The organism is Streptomyces sp. NPDC059874, assembly GCF_042731135.1.
Lineage (GTDB): Bacteria > Actinomycetota > Actinomycetes > Streptomycetales > Streptomycetaceae > Streptomyces.
Map to the genome: position 1 here is coordinate 42,149 of NZ_JBHWJY010000053.1, position 18,532 is coordinate 60,680.

Below are 18,532 nucleotides of genomic sequence, written 5' to 3' on the forward strand. Positions count from 1 at the left end.
ACGGGGCGCGCAGGGGTGTGGGGCGAATCAGCAGGAAGGGCGACACACGCAGCCCGCGTAGCGGAGCAGGTCCATATGGACCCTCCGCCACAGGCGTACGTCGTTGCCGGTCATTCCGCGAGTGAACCACGGAGGCCCGGACACGGTCAATCGATCACCACGGTCGGTGTGGTGGCAGGGGTCGGTGAGGCGGGAGGTGCGATCCGGGCCGCGGGCGCGCCCGCCCGGACCGAGTCCGCCGCCTCGTACAGCTCGGCCGGGCGGACGCCCGCGAACGTCGCGGCCAGGTGCCCGTCCGGTCGTACGAGCAGCACGGTGTGCGCCGGCGCCCCCGGGTAGCCGTCCGCGACCAACAGGTCGGTGCGGACCGGCAGGGCGCTGACCGCCGCCGCGAGGCGGGGCATCAGCCCGGCGCCCAGCCAATGGCGGCGGTCCCAGACCCCGGTGCCGGGGGCGACCAGGACCACCAGCAGCCTGCCCTGCCCCAGCAGGTCGCGCAGCGGCACCGTCGACCCGTCGGGCGCGGTCACCGGGACGTTCGCCACCGCGCCGCCCGGTTCCGTGGCCGTCGGGACCTCCCGTACGGCCATCGGGGGGGCGTACGTCGGCTCCGCGCCCAGCGGGCCCCGCCCCAGGTGGCCGTCGGTGAGCAGGGTTTCGGCGGAACGCGCGGCTCCGGGCAGGTAGGTGCGCAGTGTGCCCCCGGCCCGCAGCGTGGGCATCGCCTGGTCGGCGGCGCGCAACCGGGCCGCGACCGCGGTGCGCCGCTCGCCCTCGTAGCTGTCGAGCAGGGCCTCGGAGGCCCCCTGGTGCCAGGCCAGGGACAGCTTCCACGCCAGGTTCTCGGTGTCCCTCAGCCCCTCCTCGACCCCCTGGGTGCCGAGCGCGCCCAGCAGGTGCGCGGCGTCCCCGGCGAGGAAGGCGCGGCCGTCGCGCCACCGCCGGGCGAGGCGGTGGTGCAGGGTGTGGACGCCGGTGTCGAGGAGGTCGTACGGGGGAGTCGTGCCCTCGCACCACACGGCGAGGGTGTCCCGGATCAGGGTCACGAGCGCGTCCGGGGTGACGAGGTCGCCGCGGGCCGGGAGCAGCCAGTCCAGCCGCCACACCCCGTCGGGCAGCGGTCGGGAGGTGACCTCGACGGGCCCGGACGGCGGGTTGCGGTGCAGCAAGGCCTCGCCGGGCCAGGGCAGTTCGGTGCGCAGCGCGGCCACGGCGTGGCGTTCCACGGCGGTACGGCCCGGGAAGCGGATGCCGAGCAGCTTGCGCACGGTGGAGCGGGCGCCGTCGCAGCCGACCAGGTAACTCCCGCGCCACCACGTGGTCTCGGCGCCCCGGGTGTGCGCGGTGACTCCCCGGTCGTCCTGCTCCAGGGAATCCAGCTTGCTGTCCGTGACCAGCTGGACGAGCGGGTGCGCGGCAGCGGAGTCGCGCAGTCCGCGGGTCAGGGCGTGCTGCGGGACGTGCAGTGGGGCCGGGTGCTCCTCGAAGGTGATCCGCTGGGCCGGCCGGCGGCCGCGCACGGTGCGCCAGGCGGCGAAGTACGCCCCTTCGTCACGCAGCGTCGTACAGCCCAGGCGGTGGGCCATGGCAGCCGTGTCGGAGTGCAGGACGACGGTGCGGGCCGGGCGGATCTCCTCCTTGCCGGGCCCTTCGTCGAGCACGACGGAGGGCACGCCCTGGCCGGCCAGGGCAAGGGCCAGGGACAGCCCGACGGGCCCCGCGCCGACGACGATCACCGGGTCCATGATGTGGCTCCCGGTGTCCGGTATGTGATCACAGAACGTATGCAACCCACTGGAGGTGCCTGCGTCAAGTGACACAGGTCGGGACAACGCCGTGTGGTGCGGCGGATGAGTCCCGCCGCACCACACTTGTCACGCCAGTGTACTGACCAGGTGTCAGGGAGCCTCGCCCACGCCGGCGGCGCCGCCCGCGTCGACCTCGGCCACGTCGCCGGCGACGACCGCGCCGGTGCTCTTGGTCGACTTCCGCTGCCGGCCCTCCAGCCAGGAGGCGAGAGTGGTGAGGGCGAAGTTCACCACGATGTAGAGCAGTGCGATGACGAACAGGGTCGCGATGGTGTTGCTGTAGTTCGCCGAGATCTGCCGGGCCGTCGAGAGCAGTTCACCGAGCCCGAGCAGGGCACCGGCGAGCGCCGTGTCCTTGAGGATCACCACGAGCTGGCTGACGAGCGCCGGCAGCATCGCGGTGACGGCCTGCGGGAGCAGCACGTGGACCATGGCCTGGCCCTTGCGCATGCCGATCGCCTTGGCCGCGTCGGTCTGGCCGCGGGGCAGGGACAGCACACCGGCCCGGACGATCTCGGCGATGACCGACGCGTTGTACAGGACGAGGCCGGTGACCGCCGCGTACAGCGGCCGGACGTCGGAGGGGACGGCGGTGTACCGCGAGTACAGGGCGAAGCCGAAGAGCATCAGCATCAGCACCGGGATGGCGCGGAAGAACTCCACGACCGCGCCGACCGGAATCCGCACCCAGGCATGGTCGGACAGCCGCCCGATACCGAGCAGCGCGCCCAGCGGGAGGGCGATCACCATGGCGATCGCACCGGCCTTTAGGGTCTCCAGCAGGCCGGGGATCAGGAACGTCGTCCAGACCTGGCTGTCGGTGACGAAGGGGGTCCACTTGTCGGCGTCGAGCTGGCCCTTCTCGGCCATGAGGGACAGCGCCCACCACAGGGCGAGCCCCACCAGCACGACGAAGATCCCGCTGTAGATCCAGTTGCGCGCCTTGGCCTTGGGGCCCGGAGCGTCGTACAGCACGGAGGTCATCGCTTCACCGCCACTCGCTTGGCAACCCAGCCCAGCAGCAGGCCGGTGGGCAGGGTCAGCACGACGAAGCCGAGGGCGAAGACCCCGAAGACTGCGAAGAGTGCCTGCGGCTCGTTCTCGATCATTTCCTTCATCAGCAGGGCCGCTTCGGCCACGCCGATGGCCGCCGCCACCGTGGTGTTCTTGGTGAGGGCGATCAGTACGTTGGTGAGCGGCGCGATGACCGCCCGGAAGGCCTGGGGGAGCACGATCAGGGTGAGCACCTGGAAGAAGCTCAGGCCCAGTGCGCGGGCAGCCTCGGCCTGGCCGACGGGCACCGTGTTGATGCCCGAGCGGATCGCCTCGCAGACGAAGGTGCCGGTGTAGGCCGTGAGGCCCAGGACCGCGAGCCGGAAACCGGTCTCCTTGAAGGTGTCGCCGCCGAGTGCGATGCCGAGCGTCTGGCTCAGGCCCAGCGAGCAGGCGAGGATCAGCACGGTCAGCGGCGTGTTGCGCACCACGTTGACGTACGCGGTGCCGAAGCCCCGCATCAGCGGGACGGGGCTGACCCGCATCCCGGCCAGGATGGTGCCCCAGACCAGGGATCCGGCCGCCGAGTAGAGGGTGAGCTGAACCGTCACCCAGAAGGCTCCGAGCACGTCGTACTGCCCGGACTCAAGAAAATCGAACACGATGCCCTGCGCTCTCCCCAGAATGGCCGGCGAGGTGCGCCGCCGCCCGTGACAGGCGGGCGGCGACGCTCCTCACCGATGAATCAGCTGCCTTCGGTGATCTGCGGGGCGGGCTCGGCCTTGTAGCCGGCCGGGCCGAAGTTCGCGTCCACGGCCTTCTGCCAGGCGCCGTCCGCGACCATCTTCTTGAGAGCGGCGTTGACCTTGGTCTGCAGCTCGGTGTCGCCCTTCTTCAGGCCGATGCCGTAGGGCTCGTTGCTGAGCTTCAGGCCGGTCAGCTTGAACTTGCCCTTGTTCTTCTCCTGCGCGGCGTAGCCGGCCAGGATCGAGTCGTCCGTGGTCAGGGCGTCGACGGCCTTGTTCTCCAGGCCGGTGAGGCACTCGGAGTAGCCGGGGAACTCCTGCAGGTCGGCCTCGGGAGCCAGCTTGGTCTTGACGTTCTGCGCCGAGGTGGAGCCGGTGACCGAGCAGAGCTTCTTCTTGTTGAGGTCCTCGGCCTTGGTGATCGAGGTGTCGTCGGCGCGGACCAGCAGGTCCTGGTGGGCCAGGAAGTACGGGCCGGCGAAGTCGACCTTCGCCTTGCGCTTCTCGTTGATCGTGTAGGTCGCGACGACCAGCTTCACGTCACCGTTGGAGATCAGGTTCTCGCGCTCGGCGCTGACGGCCTGCTTGAACTCGATCTGCTCGGGCTCGTAGCCGAGCTCCTTGGCCACGTACTTCGCCACGTCGACGTCGAAGCCCGAGAACTTGCCGTCCGGGGTCTTGAGGCCCAGACCCGGCTGGTCGAACTTGATGCCGATGACGATCTTGTCCTTCTTGTCGCCACCGGTCGCACCGCCGTCACTGCCCGTGTCGCCGTTGCCGCCGCAGGCGGTCGCGGTCAGGGCGAGTGCTACGGCGGCGGCCGCGGCCGCAACAGCCTTGGAGATCTTCATGTGAACTTCCCTCGGATGAGACGTTGTTGAACGAAGAGCGACGCGTACGACGCATGCACGGCCGGTCAGGATCCGATCCGGCAGTGATCCGCCTAGGGATGCCTACCAGACAAGACCCTCAGTGGTGCAGGATCTTGGACAGGAAGTCCTTGGCCCGGTCACTTCGCGGGTTGCTGAAGAACTGCTCGGGCGTGGCCTCTTCGACGATCTTTCCGTCCGCCATGAAGACGACCCGGTTGGCCGCGGAGCGGGCGAAGCCCATCTCGTGCGTGACGACGACCATCGTCATCCCCTCCCGGGCGAGCTGCTGCATGACCTCCAGCACCTCGTTGATCATCTCCGGGTCGAGCGCCGAGGTCGGCTCGTCGAACAGCATCACCTTCGGCTCCATGGCCAGCGCGCGGGCGATCGCCACGCGCTGCTGCTGGCCACCCGAGAGCTGCGCCGGGTACTTGTCGGCCTGAGAGCCGACACCCACACGGTCCAGCAGGGCCCGAGCCTTCTTCTCGGCCGGGGCCTCGTCCGTCTTGCGGACCTTTTGCTGGCCGAGCATGACGTTCTGCAGGACCGTCTTGTGCGCGAAGAGGTTGAACGACTGGAAGACCATGCCGACGTCGGCGCGCAACCCGGCCAGCTTCTTGCCCTCCGAGGGCAGTTCCTTGCCGTCGAGCGTGATGGTGCCCGAGTCGATCGTCTCCAGGCGGTTGATGGTCCGGCACAGCGTGGACTTGCCCGATCCCGAAGGACCGATCACGACGACGACCTCACCGCGGGCAATGCTCAGATTGATGTCCTGAAGCACGTGCAGCGCGCCGAAGTGCTTGTTGACGTTGCTCAGTACGACCAGGTCGTCTGCGGCACCGGCCGCGTCCTGCACGTCCTTGGTCACTGATACTCCGCTCATCGGCTTCTTGCTCCGTCCTCCTCGGTTGGGAGGACAGTAGTGACGTCCCGCGCACACCGTCATCACATCTGAGGGAGAATTGAGCATAACGATCCGGCCTCGCCCGGATACGCTCCGTGTGCCGCGTCGGCGTGGTCGACGATGTGCTCGTACCGGGTGCATAACGGAAGGCGCGCCGGAGCGGAACCCACTTGACGTGGGACTCCGCATCCGCGTGGATGCATGGTGGCCTTGCGTGAGGACACGCGGGGCGCGTGCACGGGACGCTCACGCGATGTGCACAGAACGTGCACACGCTGATGGTGGTGCGCGCCGCGAGCCGGGATACGAGAAGAACGGAGAGGGGGACGACATGAGACTGCTGCTCGTCGAGGACGACGACCACGTCGCCGCCGCCCTGTCCGCGATCCTCGCCCGGCACGGCTTCAAGGTCACCCACGCCCGCAACGGCGAGGAGGCCCTGCAGGCGCTGCTGCCCGCCGGAGCCCCGCCCTTCGGCGTCGTGCTGCTCGACCTGGGTCTGCCCGACCAGGACGGTTACGAGGTCTGCGGCAAGATCCGCAAGCGCACCTCCACGCCCGTCATCATGGTCACCGCGCGGGCCGACGTGCGCTCCCGCATCCACGGCCTGAACATGGGCGCCGACGACTACGTGGTCAAGCCCTACGACACCGGCGAACTCCTCGCCCGCATCCACGCCGTTGCCCGGCGCACCGGCGCCTCCGAGGAGGCCGCCGCCTCCGGCACGCCCGGGCTCGTCCGCCTCGGGCCCGTCAGCATCGAGCTGCCCACCCGCCGGGTCAGCGTGGACGGCGCCGACGTACCGCTCACCCGCAAGGAGTTCGACCTGCTGGCCCTGCTCGCCCAGCGGCCCGGGGTCGTCTTCCGCCGCGAACAGATCATCAGCGAGGTGTGGCGCACCAGCTGGGAGGGGACCGGGCGCACCCTGGAGGTCCACGTGGCCTCGCTGCGCTCCAAGCTGCGCATGCCCGCACTCATCGAGACCGTCCGCGGGGTGGGCTACCGGCTCGTCACCCCGGCCGCCCCCTAGCGGGACCCCTCCGTGCGCGCCCGGCTGCTCCCGCTGCTCGTCATCCTCATGGCGGGCGTACTGCTCGCGCTCGGCCTGCCGCTCGCCGTGAGCCTGGCCGCCGCGCAGCAGCAGCGGGTGGTCGTCGACCGCATCGACGACAGCGCCCGATTCGCCGCCCTGGCCCAGTTCGTCATCGACGCCGAGGGCTCCGGGGCCAGCGGCGCCGACGAGCGTCGCCAGACCCTCCAGCTCGAACTGGCCCGCTACCAGGAGCTCTACGGCATCCGGGTCGGCATCTTCTACCGCGACGACAACGCCATGGCCCGGGCCCCCGGCTGGTGGGAGCTCCCCGAGGGGGGCGAGGGCCGCGAAGCCTTCAAGGAGGCACTGGCCGGGCGGCGCAGCCACGATCCGCCCCAGGTGTGGCCCTGGCAGACCCAGGGGAAGCTGCTCGTCGTTTCCCCGGTCGTCCTCGACGGGGACGTGGTCGCCGTCGTCGCCACCGAATCGCCCACCGACCTGATGCGCGGCCGGATCCTGAAGGGCTGGCTGCTCATCTCGGCCGGGCTCGCCGCCGCCATGCTCGTCGCCTTCGGCGCCGCCCTGCGGCTCACCAGCTGGGTCCTCAAGCCCGTCGGGACCCTGGACGCGGCCGCCCACGGCATCGCCACCGGACGGATGCACTCCAGGGTCGCGGCCGCCGGCGGGCCGCCGGAACTCCAACGCCTGGCCCGTTCGTTCAACGAGATGGCGGACAACGTCGAAGAAGTACTGGAGCAGCAGCGGGCGTTCGTCGCCGACGCTTCCCACCAGCTGCGCAACCCGCTCGCGGCGCTGCTCCTGCGGATCGAGCTGCTCGCCCTCGAACTGCCCGAGGGGAACGAGGAGATCGCCTCCGTGCGCGCCGAGGGCAAGCGCCTGACCCGGGTCCTGGACGACCTGCTGGACCTGGCGCTGGCCGAGCACGCCTCCGCCGAGATCAGCCTCACCGACATCGGCGGCCTCACCGCCGAACGGGTGATCGCGTGGCGACCGTACGCCGAGGAGAAGGGTGTCCGGCTCACCGGGACGGGCCGCAGCGCCGTCACGGGCTGGGCCGATCCCGTCGCCCTGTCCAGTGCCCTCGACGCCGTCATCGACAACGCCCTCAAGTTCACCCCCTCGGGTGAGGAGGTCGAGGTTTCGGTCTCCGTGGCCGGGAGCGCGGTCCAGGTGGTCGTCGCCGACCGGGGGCCGGGCCTCACCGAGGAGGAGCTGCTCCGCGTCGGCGACCGGTTCTGGCGCAGCGGCCGCCACCAGAACGTCAAGGGCTCCGGCCTCGGCCTGTCCATCTCCCGCGCGCTCCTCGCCGCGGGCGGCGGGTCCCTCTCGTACGAGACGAACCCGCCGCACGGGCTGCGGGTGACGGTGAGCGTCCCGCGCACCGACCCCCACGGCGGCTGAGCCGGCCGGGTACGGCTACCAGCGCAGGGTCGTGCGAACCGGCGCGGAGAACTCGTACAGCTCGTCCACGGCCCGCACCTCGAAGGCGGCCGCCCGCTCCGAGCCCGCGCGCACGACCGCCGGGAGGTACAGGGCGGTGCCGCAGGTACCGCCGAGGAAGCGGCGGGTGCCGTCGGGCAGCAGACGGGACACCTCGTAGTGGCGTACCGGCCCCGGCGCCCGGCGCCACGACAGCCGCACCGAGGCCCCGCACCCGTGGACGGCCGAGGCGTCCACGGTCGGCGCGGCCGGGGCCGCAGGGCGGCGGGCGGCTGCGGCGTCGCGCACCGTCAGGGCCCCGAGCCGCCACGACAGGGGCCGCTTCCCGAGCCCCGTGATCCGTACGGCCAGCGCGTACGCCGTCCCGCCGGCCAGTGCCGCGAGCCCGACCCGCGTCGTGCGCCAGCCCCGCCCGCCGGTCGGCGTCCCGGCCTCCAACCAGGTGTACGGGACCGGCTCGCCGGGGCCGGACGGCTCGCGCACGGCCACGCCCACCTCCACCGAGACGGGCCCCGACCCGGTGGCGTGCACCAGCTCCAGCACCGCCGAACGGGTCAGCGGCAACCGCGTGGCGTGCAGCCCCACGGTGACGGGGGCGGACGGCGCGCCGGCGCCGGTGACCAGCAGGCTGGAGCCGCCGCGCCAGGCCCGCGCGAAGTCCAGGGCGACGGAGGGCCGTTCCCCGGCGCTCTCCACCACCCAGCGGCGGCCCGGCAGCCGGTCCTGGAGCCCGAGGTGGTTCCAGGGGGTGTCCGAGACGACCCGGCCCTGCTCGTACCAGCGCTCCCCGTGCCCGGTGTTGAAGGTGCACCCGAACGGCAGCGCGTCGACCGTGGACCGGTCGGCGACTGCCGTGGCGGGAGCGCGCCAGGAGGAGTCGGGCGCGGGCCGGGAGGGATCCAGCGACTCGCCCGTCCAGAACCGGTCGTCGGCACGGTGGAAGGCGGCCGGGGAGCGGTCGGTGAGGTGGTTCCGCGTCCACTCGGGCCGGTAGAAGCCGTAGCTGACGACGTGGTCCCGGTCGCGCGGAATGATCGCGTCCCAGCGGACCTCGGAGTTCCAGCCGTGGGACTCCGTGTCCACGGCCGCCCACAGTTCGTGGCGGGAGCGGCCCAGCCGGTCGGCGAGGGCGCCGGAGGCGGCGAGGGAGTCCGGGGTCCAGCGGAAGTCCACGAACATCGTGTCCGCGACCTTCCCGGCCCGGTCCTCGAAGAACTCCTGGTTGAGCTCGTTCAGCGCGCCCTGCCAGCCGACCCTGCCGGTGGAGTTCAGGGCGTCGTACCAGGTGATGCGCAGGCCGTGGGGCTCGCCGGCCGCCCGCAGGGCGCGCAGGAACTCGTGCGTGCGGGCGGCGAGCGAGCTGTCGCCGCCCTCGGTCTCGGCGTTGACGAACCAGCCGTCGAAGCCGTACGCCCGCGCCACCTGTACGAGCTTCTCGGCGATCGGGAAGCGGCCCAGGGGGTCCCGCTGGACCAGGTCACGCGTCCACTGGAGGTCGCCGCCGTAGGGAACGGGCGGCAGGAACACGTTGCCCATCACGGGGACCCCGTTGCGGTGGGCGGCGTCGACCACCGGCGCGTTCGGGGCGAGCACGATGCCCTCGCCGGCGGAGCCGCCCCAGAAGACCAGCTCGTCGATGTACGCCCAGTGCGTGAGCGCGTAGTGGTCGGCGGTCGCCGAGCCCTGGGACGGGTTCCCGGCGGTGCTCCCGAAGGAGACCAGCGAGGCGATCCGGGCCTGCCCGGCGCGGGCGAGCCGGTTCGCCGGGACGGGGGTGAACCGCTCCGCGAGGGGCACGGTCGCGGCGTTGAAGGCGAGGTCCCGGTCGCACTCGGGGGTCCACTCCCTGAGGGAGCGCCAGGTGATCCCGGGGCCGGGGCTGCCCTTCGGCAGCGAGTCGGGGAACCAGTACGAGGCGTACGGGGCCAGGTCCGGGCCGGCGCTCCCGGGGGCGGGCGCCGCCGCCCGCGCCGCGGTGGCGGCTCCGCCCAGCAGGGCGACCGCCCCGGCTCCGGCTCCGGCCCCGGCCCCGGCCGCGAGCACCGTGCGGCGGGACGGTCGGCGTAACGGGGGGTGCGGGGTACGAGCGTCGACGCCGTCGTCGGTCTCGGACATGCGGGGCTCCTCCGGAGGGGAAGGCGGGCGATGGGCGGTCGGTCCGTCAGGGGCGGGGCGGCGCAGGGCGGTTCAGGACAGGGCGGTTCGGGTCAGGGCGGTTCAGATCAAGGCGGTTCAGACCAAGGCGGTTCAGGTCAGTTCCCGGATGTGGAGCACCTCGGTGATGCCGCGGGCGGACAGGTGTGCCGGGTCCTCCGCCAGTTCGGCGAGGACCACCGCGGGCCGGACCCCGTCCGCGGTCAGCGCCGCCCAGGCCTCGAAGAACGTGCCGCCGGGCGCGCACACCGAGCGCCGCGGTGCCTCCAGGGCCCCACCGACGTCGACCGCGAGCGCGGTGGCCCGTACGGGGGGCCGGTGCTCGCGCCCCCGCCACTCCCGCGCGATCCGGGCGATCGTGGCGCCGGCCGGTTTGGTGCGGCGGTCGTTGGTGAGCAGCCCGAGGCCGTACTCCAGTTCAGGGAAGTCCGCGAGCTCCCGGGACACGTCGTGCGAGCACCACCAGGTCACCCCCCACAGGTCCGGGCAGTCCAGGGCGTTCGCCACGGTGGCCTCCGTGAACCGCGCGGCGTGCTCCGGCCGGATCAGCGGCGCCGGGGCGCCGACCTCCTGGAGCCACACCGGGCGGTGCGGGTCCAGGGCCCAGGCCTTGGAGAGCTCGATCAGGTACGCGGCATGGTGCTCGGTCGCCGTCCCGGTCGGGCCGTGGCGCTGCGCGGTGCCGTTGAACACCCAGGAGTGCACGGCGGTGGCCGCGCCCAGCCGGGCCGCCTGGGCCACGGTGAAGGGATGCCCGTCCCGGTACCAGGCCGCGTCGTACTCGGCGTGCAGGTGGAACCGGCCCGGCGCCCCCTGCTCGCAGGCGGCCAGCATCCGCTCCAGCCAGCGGTCCGCCTGATCCCGCGTGATCCGGTCGGGGTCGGGGTGCGGGGCGTCGGAGAACTGGTTGATCTCGTTGCCGACCGTCATGCCCAGGAAGTTCGGCCGGTCCGCGAGGGCCGCGGCCAGCGTGCGCAAGTACTCCTCCTGCGCGGCGACCACCTCCGGGTCGCTGAAGATGCCCCGCCGGTGCCAGGTCCCCGTCCAGGCGGGCAGGAAGTCGAAGCTCGACAAGTGCCCTTGCAGACCGTCCACGTTGACGTCGAGCCCGCGCTCGGCGGCCGCGTCGGCGAGCGCGACGAGCTGCTCGACGGCGCGCGGCCGGATCAAGGTCCGGTTCGGCTGGAAGACCGGCCACAGCGGGAAGACCCGGACGTGGTCCAGCCCGAGCCCGGCGATCGAGTCCAGGTCGGCCCTGACCTCGTCGAGGTCGAAGTCGAGCCAGTGGTGGAACCAGCCGCGGGTCGGCGTGTAGTTGGCACCGAAGCGGAGCGTTCGGGGGGCATGGCGCATTCGGAGGGCGAGGCGCATGAAAGGTCCCGGAGTTCAGGGGAATCCGCCGGACGGGCCATAACCTGCCGCGCCCCGCACGGGAAAGTCAACAGGGCCTCGCGAGCCTCGGTACTTATGCGCTTCAGTCCCGCCGGCACAAGGGTGGTGGGTGCCGAGGCCGTTCTGGCTAATGCGGTTTAGTCGCGATCGACGTACGAGGCGGCGTGTGGAAATGAAAAGCGGTACGGTCCGGCCATTGGCGTCCGTATCGAAGGATGAATGAGGCAGGCCGTGGCCCGCAGACCCACCATCAAGGACATCGCCCGCCGGGCCGGGGTTTCGGAGAGCGCCGTGTCGTTCGCGCTCAACGACCGGCCGGGCGTCTCGCAGGAAACCCGGGCCCGGATCCGCCGCCTGGCCGAGGAACTCGGATGGCAGCCCAACAGCGCCGCCCGCGCCCTGTCCGGCGAACGCTCCGGGGCCGTGGGGCTGGTCCTCGCCCGGCCCGCGCACACCCTCGGCGTCGAATCCTTCTTCCTCCAGCTGGTCTCCGGCATCCAGGAGGCCCTCTCGGCCGCCCGGACCGCCCTGCTGTTCCAGGTCGTCGAGGACGTCGACGCCGAATGCGCGGTGTACCGGCGGTGGTGGGCCGAGCGACGGGTGGACGGGGTCCTCGTCGTCGATCCGCGGACGCACGACCCGCGCCCGGAGCTCCTGGGCCGGCTGGGCCTGCCGGCGGTGACCGTCGGCGAGTGCGCACCGGAAGCCGCAGCGGAAGCCGCACCGGAATCCGGACCGGAATCCGCACCGGAATCCGGACCGATCCTCTCGTCCGTGTCGGCCGACGACGCCCGGGCCATGCTCCAGGTACTGGACCACCTCCACGGGCTGGGCCACCGCCGGATCGTCCACGTCGCCGGACTCCCCGACCTCGCCCACACGGCCCGCCGGATCGCGTCCCTGCGCACCGAGGCGGCCCGGTTGGGGCTCGGCCCGGACCGGGTGCGTTCGGTGGTCACCGACTACTCCGACACCGAGGGCGCGGCGGCCACCCGCCGGGTCCTCGCCGAGCCCGAGCCGCCCACCGCGCTGGTCTACGACAACGACGTGATGGCCGTCGCCGGCAGCGCGGTCGCCGCCGAGCTCGGCATCCCCGTGCCGGGCCGGCTCTCGATCGTGGCCTGGGACGACTCGGCGCTCTGCCGGGTCACCCACCCCCGGCTCACCGCCCTCGTGCGGGACACCGCCGGATTCGGTCGACTCGCGGCCGAGGAGCTCCTGGCCCTGCTCGAAGGGAACCCGCCCCGGGTCCGGACGAGCGAGCAACCGCGGCTGGAGCCGCGCGAGAGCACCGCGCCGCCCCCGGCGCATACTGAATCCTGACCCCTTCCTGGAGCCGCCACCGTGATCACCCCCACCGCCCCGTTCCCCGTACCGCGAGCCGCCGCGGCGGTCTCCGGCCTGACGGTGGCCATCGACATCGGCGGCACGAAGATCGCCGGTGCGTTCGTGCACCCCGACGGCACCATGACGGCCACGACCCGCCGCCCGACCCCGCGCGGGGCCGACGCGGACGAGGTCATGGCGGCGGTGGCCGAGGTCGTCGCCGAGCTGTCCGACTCGCCGCTGTGGCCCTCGGCGGTCCGCTGCGGGATCGGCAGCGCCGGCCCCGTGGACGCCTCGCGGGGGACGGTCAGCCCGGTCAACATCGGAGCTTGGCGGGAGTTCCCCGTCCAAGCCCGGGTCGAGGCGGAACTCGCGGCGCGCGGGGCCGTGCTGCCGACGGTACTGGCCGGGGACGGCGTGGCGATGACCGCGGCCGAGCACTGGCTGGGCGCGGCCCGGGGGCACGCGAACGCGCTGTGCATGGTGGTGTCGACGGGCGTGGGCGGCGGCCTCATCCTGAACAACCAGCTCCATCCCGGCCCCACGGGCAACGCGGGCCACATCGGCCACATCAGCGTGGCCTTCGACGGGGAGCCGTGCGCCTGCGGCGGCCACGGCTGCGTCGAGTCCATCGCCTCCGGCACGGCGATCGCCCGCTGGGCCCTGGCCCAGGGCTGGACCCCGGCGGACGACGCCTCCGCGGCGGGCGTGGCCGCTGCCGCGGAAGCCGGCGATCCGGTCGCGCTGGCGGCCTTCGACCGCGCGGGCCGCGCCCTGGCCGCCGCCATCGCGGCCACCGCCACCCTCGTCGAGACCGACATCGCGGTCATCGGCGGCGGGGTCGCCGCCAGCGGAGACACCCTCTTCGCACCGATCCGGCGGCACCTGGTCTCGTACGCGACGCTGTCCTTCGTCCAGGAGCTCCAGGTGGTGCCGGCGGCCCTCGGCACCCACGCGGGCCTGATCGGCGCGGCCGCGGCGGCGACGATGCTGCTGCCTAGGGCTTGACCGACCGGTAGTAGCGGCCCGCGCCCTCGTGCAGGTCCAGCGGATCGGTGTAGATCGCCGTACGGAGGTCCACCAGCTGCGCCGCGTGCACCTCGTGCCCGATGCCGTCACGGCTGGCGATCACCGTGCGGGTGAACTGCTCCGTCAGCTCGGGGTCCGTCCCCTCGGTGGTGACCAGCAGGTTCGGCACGGCCAGGGTCGCCACCGCGCTGGTGTTGCGCGCCAGGGCGTACGCGTCCTGCGGCATCACCGCCGCCCGGTAGTACCGCGCCGGGCTGCTGCCGCCCTGCAACTGCTCCACCAGGTCGCCGAGCTGTACGAGCCGGATCTCGAAGCGCTCCGACAGCTCGCGCACCGCGTTGGTCGGCAGGCCGCCGGACCAGAAGAACGCGTCGATCCGACCGGCCTCCAGCTCGGCCGGCATGGTGTCGATGCCGATCGACACGGTGGTGAGGTCGCGGGCCGGATCGAGCTTGGCCGCCGCCAGCAGCCGCTCCGAGATCAGCCGCACGCCGGAACCGGGCTGGCCCACCGCGACCCGCTTGCCGCGCAGATCCCGCGCCGACAGCACCGGGGACCCGGCCGGCACCACGAGCTGCACGTAGTCGTCGTAGAGCCGGGCGCACCCGCGCAGCCGGGCCGCGCCGGGCTTCCCGTCGAGCCGGTACTTGGCGACCGCGTCGGCCGTCGCCACGGTGAAGTCGGCTTCGCCGGAGGCCAGCCGCGCGAGGTTCTGCTGCGAGCCCTCGCTGGGCTCCAGCCGCACCTTCACGCCGGGCATGTCCTGCTTGAGCTGCCGCTCCAGCAGCTCCCCGTAGAGGTGGTAGACCCCGGTCCGGACACCGGTGCTGAAGGTCAGCTCGCCCTTGAGCTCGGGCTCCCCGAAGGGTCGCAGCCACCACACCAACGCCCCGAGCACGGCGAGCACGGCCACCAGGGCCCGCAGGGCATGGCGCCTGCTGATCCGGGGCGGTACGAGAGGCATGCGAGCGATCCTGCCACCCACCCGCCGTCCTGTCACGAAGCACCCGTCCGGGGCCGCTCTCCGTGGGCCCGCCTTCCCAGGCCGACCTTCCCGAGCCCGCCCCCCGCGGGCCGGCCTTCCTTGGCCCGCGTCCCGGAGCCGGCCCTTCCCGGGCCGGCCTCCCGGAGCGCGCCCCTGCGGGCTGGCCTTCCTGGGCCCGTGTCGCGGAGCCGCCCTTCCGGGTTGGCCTTCCCGGGCCTGCTCTCCCGGGCCTGCTCTCCCGGCCCGCTCTCCCGGGGCAGCCTTCCCGGGCCCGCGTCCCCGAGCTCGCCCCTTCGGGCCCGCCTTCCCCGGCCCGCTCTCCTGGGTTCGCCCGTGCCGCAGGGCTCACCGGCCGCGGCGTGCGGCTCGTGGTGGGGATGGCCGGTCCGGGGAGGCCTCACCCGGGTCCGCCCGCCCCAGGAGGCACCGGACGGGGGGCGACCGCCGGGCCCCTGCCCACACGCGGCCGGGTTCATCGGCCCGGGAGCGGCCCATGGGCACCGGCCCTACGGCCCGTCCGTCAGGGGCTCCGGGGTAGCCGTCGCGCGGAACAGGGGGGTTTCGCGGAGGCTGGTCAGCAGGCGGAGGGCCGCCGGCGCCGGCGGGCCGCTCGTGCGCCAGGCCAGGGCGGCCCGCCCGGTCAGTTCCGGGTCGGTGATCCGCAGGGCGCGCAGCCCGTCGCCGGCCCCCGACTCCGCACCCGCCGGAACGACCGCCACGCCCAGGCCCCGCGCGGCCAGCCGGACGAGCACCGCCGGGGCCGCCGCCTCGAAGTCCACCCGCGGGGCGAACCCCGCCTGCGCGCAGGCCCGCTCGAGCACCCCGCGCAGTCCGGTCCCGCGCGGTGTGCTGATCAGCGCCCGGCCGCGCAGCGCCGCGAGCGGGATCCGGCCGTCGGCGGCGGCCGCGAGCAGCGGGTCGTCCGCCCGGACCGCCGCCACCAGGGGCTCCTCGATCACCACCTGGCAGGAGATCCCCGGCGGGGGCTCCCCGTCGAGGCCCACCACCGCCAGATCCAGCTTCCCGTGCAGCAGCGCGGCCAGCATCCGCTCCGAGGTGTCCTCGGCCAGGGCGATCTCCACCCGCGGATGCGCGTCGTGGAAGTCCCCGAGCACGTCCACCACGGCCGCGGCCGCCCCCGGGATCAGCCCGAGGGTCACCCGCCCCCGCAGCAGCCCGGAGAACTCGTCGGCCGTCCGCCGGATCCCCTCCACCGCCGCCAGCGCGGCCCGCGCGTACGTCAGTACCGCCTCGCCCGCCTCCGTCGGCGTGACCCGCCGCCCGGACCGGTCGAGCAGCCGCTGCCCCAGCTCCCGCTCCAACTGCTTGACCTGAGCGCTCACCCCGGGCTGGGACACGTGCAGCCGCGCCCCGGCCCGCGTGAAGCCGCCTTCCTCCACCACCGCCACGAAGTACCGCAGCTGAGCCAGCTCCATAAGCAGTGATTCTAGATCGCAGAACAAGACACTCTTGGACTTATGGCAGGGGGGCTCCCACCCTTGAAGTCATGAGCCGATCCGACACCGCCGCCGAAACGCCCAAAGCCGCGATCGCCGCCGCCACCGCCGCCGAACGCCGCGAGCTGGCCGACCTACTCGACACCCTCACCCCGGCCCAGTGGGACACCCCCTCCCTCTGCGCAGGCTGGCGAGTCCGCGAGGTCGCCGCCCACATGTCGCTGGGGTTCCGCACCTCTCTCCCCGGCTTCGCCGCCGAGCTCCTGCGGGGCCGCGGAAACCTGCACCGGATGACCGACCGCACCGCCCGCCGCGACGCCGCGGCCTTCGGCGCGCGCGAGCTCGCCGCGCTGCTGCGCGAGAACGCCGACCACCCCTGGAAGCCGCCCGCCGCCGGCCCCACCGCGGGCCTCGCCCACGACGTGGTCCACGGCCTCGACATCACCCTCGCCCTCGGCCACCCCCGCCGCGTCCCCGAGGACCGGCTGCGTCTCCTGCTCGACGCGGTCGACCCCCGGACCCTGCGCTTCTTCGGCGCGGACCTGACCGGCATCCGGCTGCGCGCCGACGACCTCGACTGGTCCTACGGCGAAGGAACGCCCCTGTACGGCGACGCCCAGGACCTGCTGCTCGTCTGCTTCGGTCGCCGTCTGCCCGTGGGCAGGCTGCACGGGGGACCGGAGGGCTCCCGGGTACCGCCTACCCTTGTTGCATGACCAGCAGCGACCGGAGCCAGGCAGTGGACGTGAAGCGAAGCTACGAGGTGCGCACCTACGGGTGCCAGATGAACGTGCACGACTCGGAGCGGCTCTCCGGTCTGCTGGAGGACGCCGGCTACGTCCGGGCGCCCGAGGGCTCCGACGGTGACGCCGACGTCGTCGTCTTCAACACCTGCGCGGTCCGCGAGAACGCCGACAACAAGCTGTACGGCAACCTCGGCCGGCTCGCCCCCATGAAGACGAAGCGCCCCGGCATGCAGATCGCCGTCGGCGGCTGCCTCGCCCAGAAGGACCGCGACACGATCGTCAAGAAGGCCCCCTGGGTCGACGTCGTCTTCGGTACGCACAACATCGGCAAGCTCCCCGTGCTGCTGGAGCGCGCCCGCGTCCAAGAGGAGGCGCAGGTCGAGATCGCCGAGTCGCTGGAGGCGTTCCCCTCCACGCTCCCGACCCGCCGCGAGTCCGCCTACGCGGCCTGGGTCTCGATCTCCGTCGGCTGCAACAACACCTGTACCTTCTGCATCGTCCCGGCCCTGCGCGGCAAGGAGGAGGACCGCCGTCCCGGCGACATCCTCGCCGAGGTGGAGGCCCTGGTCGCCGAGGGCGTCTCCGAGATCACCCTGCTCGGCCAGAACGTGAACGCGTACGGCTCCGACCTCGGTGACCGCGAGGCCTTCAGCAAGCTGCTGCGCGCCTGCGGCCAGATCGAGGGCCTGGAGCGGGTCCGCTTCACCTCCCCGCACCCGCGCGACTTCACGGACGACGTGATCGCCGCGATGGCGGAGACCCCGAACGTGATGCCGCAGTTGCACATGCCGCTGCAGTCCGGCTCGGACCCGATCCTGAAGGCGATGCGCCGCTCGTACCGGCAGGAGCGTTTCCTCGGGATCATCGAGAAGGTCCGCGCCGCGATCCCGCACGCCGCGATCTCCACCGACATCATCATCGGCTTCCCCGGTGAGACGGAGGAGGACTTCCAGCAGACGATGCACGTGGTGCGCGAGGCCCGCTTCGCGAACGCCTTCACCTTCCAGTACTCCAAGCGGCCCGGCACCCCCGCCGCCGACATGGACGGGCAGATCCCCAAGGAGGTCGTGCAGGACCGCTACATGCGCCTGGTCGCCCTCCAGGAGGAGATCTCCTGGGAGGAGAACAAGAAGCAGGTCGGCCGCACCCTGGAGGTCATGGTCGCGGAGGGCGAGGGCCGCAAGGACGGCGCCACGCACCGACTCTCCGGCCGCGCCCCCGACAACCGCCTGGTGCACTTCACGAAGCCGGACGCGGAGGTCCGTCCGGGTGACGTGGTCACCGTGGACATCACCTACGCGGCCCCCCACCACCTGCTGGCAGAGGGCCCGACCACGGCCGTACGCCGCACCCGCGCCGGCGACGCCTGGGAGAAGCGCAACGCCGCCCCGGCCCAGCCGGCGGGCGTCATGCTCGGCATCCCGACACTGGGCGTCCCGGCCCCCCTGCCGGCGGCGACGTCGGGCTGCGCGGCGCCGCAGGGCTGACGGCGCGGCCCCGCGCCCGGCGGCCGGCATCAGCCCAATCCAGCCCCGCCGGGCGCGGCCCGCGCCTGGCGGCCGGCATCAGCCCAATCCAGCCCCGCCGGGCGGGGCCCGCGCCCGGCGGACCGCATCAGCCCAATCC

At 73.0% G+C, this 18,532-nt stretch carries 16 protein-coding genes; 6 read left to right on the forward strand and 10 right to left on the reverse strand.

The window, feature by feature from the left end; translation table 11 throughout:
- Positions 1-27 precede the first annotated feature (27 nt).
- The 6 genes from ACFV9H_RS26910 to ACFV9H_RS26935 form a co-directional block, all read right to left on the reverse strand.
- Positions 28-114 carry a putative leader peptide gene (locus tag ACFV9H_RS26910; protein WP_311318651.1) on the reverse strand — a complete coding sequence of 29 codons (87 nt, stop codon included), beginning with the start codon at positions 112-114 and terminating at the stop codon, positions 28-30.
- A 32-nt stretch (positions 115-146) separates the two neighbouring features.
- Positions 147-1,745 carry an FAD-dependent monooxygenase gene (locus tag ACFV9H_RS26915; RefSeq protein WP_385402860.1) on the reverse strand — a complete coding sequence of 533 codons (1,599 nt, stop codon included), beginning with the start codon at positions 1,743-1,745 and terminating at the stop codon, positions 147-149.
- A gap of 153 nt (positions 1,746-1,898) precedes the next feature.
- Positions 1,899-2,792 (reverse strand): amino acid ABC transporter permease, encoded by an 894-nt coding sequence (locus ACFV9H_RS26920; protein ID WP_385402861.1) that lies wholly within the window; start codon positions 2,790-2,792, stop codon positions 1,899-1,901.
- Complete coding sequence (locus ACFV9H_RS26925) at positions 2,789-3,463, reverse strand: amino acid ABC transporter permease (protein WP_385402863.1); 675 nt, start codon at positions 3,461-3,463, stop codon at positions 2,789-2,791. The genes ACFV9H_RS26920 and ACFV9H_RS26925 overlap by 4 nt, the downstream gene beginning before the upstream one ends.
- A gap of 83 nt (positions 3,464-3,546) precedes the next feature.
- The gene (locus ACFV9H_RS26930) at positions 3,547-4,398 is read right to left on the reverse strand and encodes a glutamate ABC transporter substrate-binding protein (RefSeq protein ID WP_385402865.1); all 852 of its coding nucleotides are present in this window, start codon (positions 4,396-4,398) and stop codon (positions 3,547-3,549) included.
- 118 nt (positions 4,399-4,516) lie between these two features.
- Positions 4,517-5,302: an amino acid ABC transporter ATP-binding protein gene (locus ACFV9H_RS26935; RefSeq protein WP_385402867.1), complete on the reverse strand. Its 786-nt coding sequence runs from the start codon at positions 5,300-5,302 to the stop codon at positions 4,517-4,519.
- A gap of 352 nt (positions 5,303-5,654) precedes the next feature.
- Between ACFV9H_RS26935 and ACFV9H_RS26940 the strand changes: the two genes are divergently transcribed.
- Positions 5,655-6,353 carry a response regulator transcription factor gene (locus ACFV9H_RS26940; RefSeq protein ID WP_385402869.1) on the forward strand — a complete coding sequence of 233 codons (699 nt, stop codon included), beginning with the start codon at positions 5,655-5,657 and terminating at the stop codon, positions 6,351-6,353.
- A gap of 12 nt (positions 6,354-6,365) precedes the next feature.
- Entirely contained in the window at positions 6,366-7,778 is a 1,413-nt protein-coding gene (locus ACFV9H_RS26945; RefSeq protein ID WP_385402872.1) for an ATP-binding protein, read from the forward strand.
- 15 nt (positions 7,779-7,793) lie between these two features.
- Here the strand turns inward: ACFV9H_RS26945 and ACFV9H_RS26950 are convergent, their stop codons facing one another.
- The gene (locus ACFV9H_RS26950; RefSeq protein ID WP_385402875.1) at positions 7,794-9,932 is read right to left on the reverse strand and encodes an endo-beta-N-acetylglucosaminidase; all 2,139 of its coding nucleotides are present in this window, start codon (positions 9,930-9,932) and stop codon (positions 7,794-7,796) included.
- A 132-nt stretch (positions 9,933-10,064) separates the two neighbouring features.
- Positions 10,065-11,342: a glycosyl hydrolase gene (locus ACFV9H_RS26955; protein WP_385402878.1), complete on the reverse strand. Its 1,278-nt coding sequence runs from the start codon at positions 11,340-11,342 to the stop codon at positions 10,065-10,067.
- Between the two features lie 240 nt (positions 11,343-11,582).
- On the opposite strand from ACFV9H_RS26955, the gene ACFV9H_RS26960 reads away from it, so the two are divergent.
- On the forward strand, positions 11,583-12,686 hold the full coding sequence (locus ACFV9H_RS26960; protein WP_385402881.1) for a LacI family DNA-binding transcriptional regulator: 1,104 nt from the start codon (positions 11,583-11,585) through the stop codon (positions 12,684-12,686).
- A 21-nt stretch (positions 12,687-12,707) separates the two neighbouring features.
- Positions 12,708-13,697, forward strand: a complete 990-nt coding sequence (locus ACFV9H_RS26965) for an ROK family protein (RefSeq protein WP_385402884.1) — start codon at positions 12,708-12,710, stop codon at positions 13,695-13,697.
- On the opposite strand, the gene ACFV9H_RS26970 is transcribed toward ACFV9H_RS26965, so the two are convergent.
- Complete coding sequence (locus ACFV9H_RS26970) at positions 13,687-14,682, reverse strand: TAXI family TRAP transporter solute-binding subunit (protein WP_385402886.1); 996 nt, start codon at positions 14,680-14,682, stop codon at positions 13,687-13,689. The two genes, ACFV9H_RS26965 and ACFV9H_RS26970, sit on opposite strands and share 11 nt — an antisense overlap.
- Positions 14,683-15,209: 527 nt before the next feature.
- Positions 15,210-16,139, reverse strand: a complete 930-nt coding sequence (locus tag ACFV9H_RS26975; protein WP_385402889.1) for a LysR family transcriptional regulator — start codon at positions 16,137-16,139, stop codon at positions 15,210-15,212.
- A gap of 71 nt (positions 16,140-16,210) precedes the next feature.
- On the opposite strand from ACFV9H_RS26975, the gene ACFV9H_RS26980 reads away from it, so the two are divergent.
- Both ACFV9H_RS26980 and miaB read left to right on the forward strand, forming a co-directional pair.
- Complete coding sequence (locus tag ACFV9H_RS26980; protein WP_385402891.1) at positions 16,211-16,876, forward strand: maleylpyruvate isomerase family mycothiol-dependent enzyme; 666 nt, start codon at positions 16,211-16,213, stop codon at positions 16,874-16,876.
- The gene (gene miaB / locus ACFV9H_RS26985) at positions 16,873-18,393 is read left to right on the forward strand and encodes a tRNA (N6-isopentenyl adenosine(37)-C2)-methylthiotransferase MiaB (protein WP_385402892.1); all 1,521 of its coding nucleotides are present in this window, start codon (positions 16,873-16,875) and stop codon (positions 18,391-18,393) included. Before ACFV9H_RS26980 ends, miaB begins: the two co-directional genes overlap by 4 nt.
- Positions 18,394-18,532 lie beyond the last annotated feature (139 nt).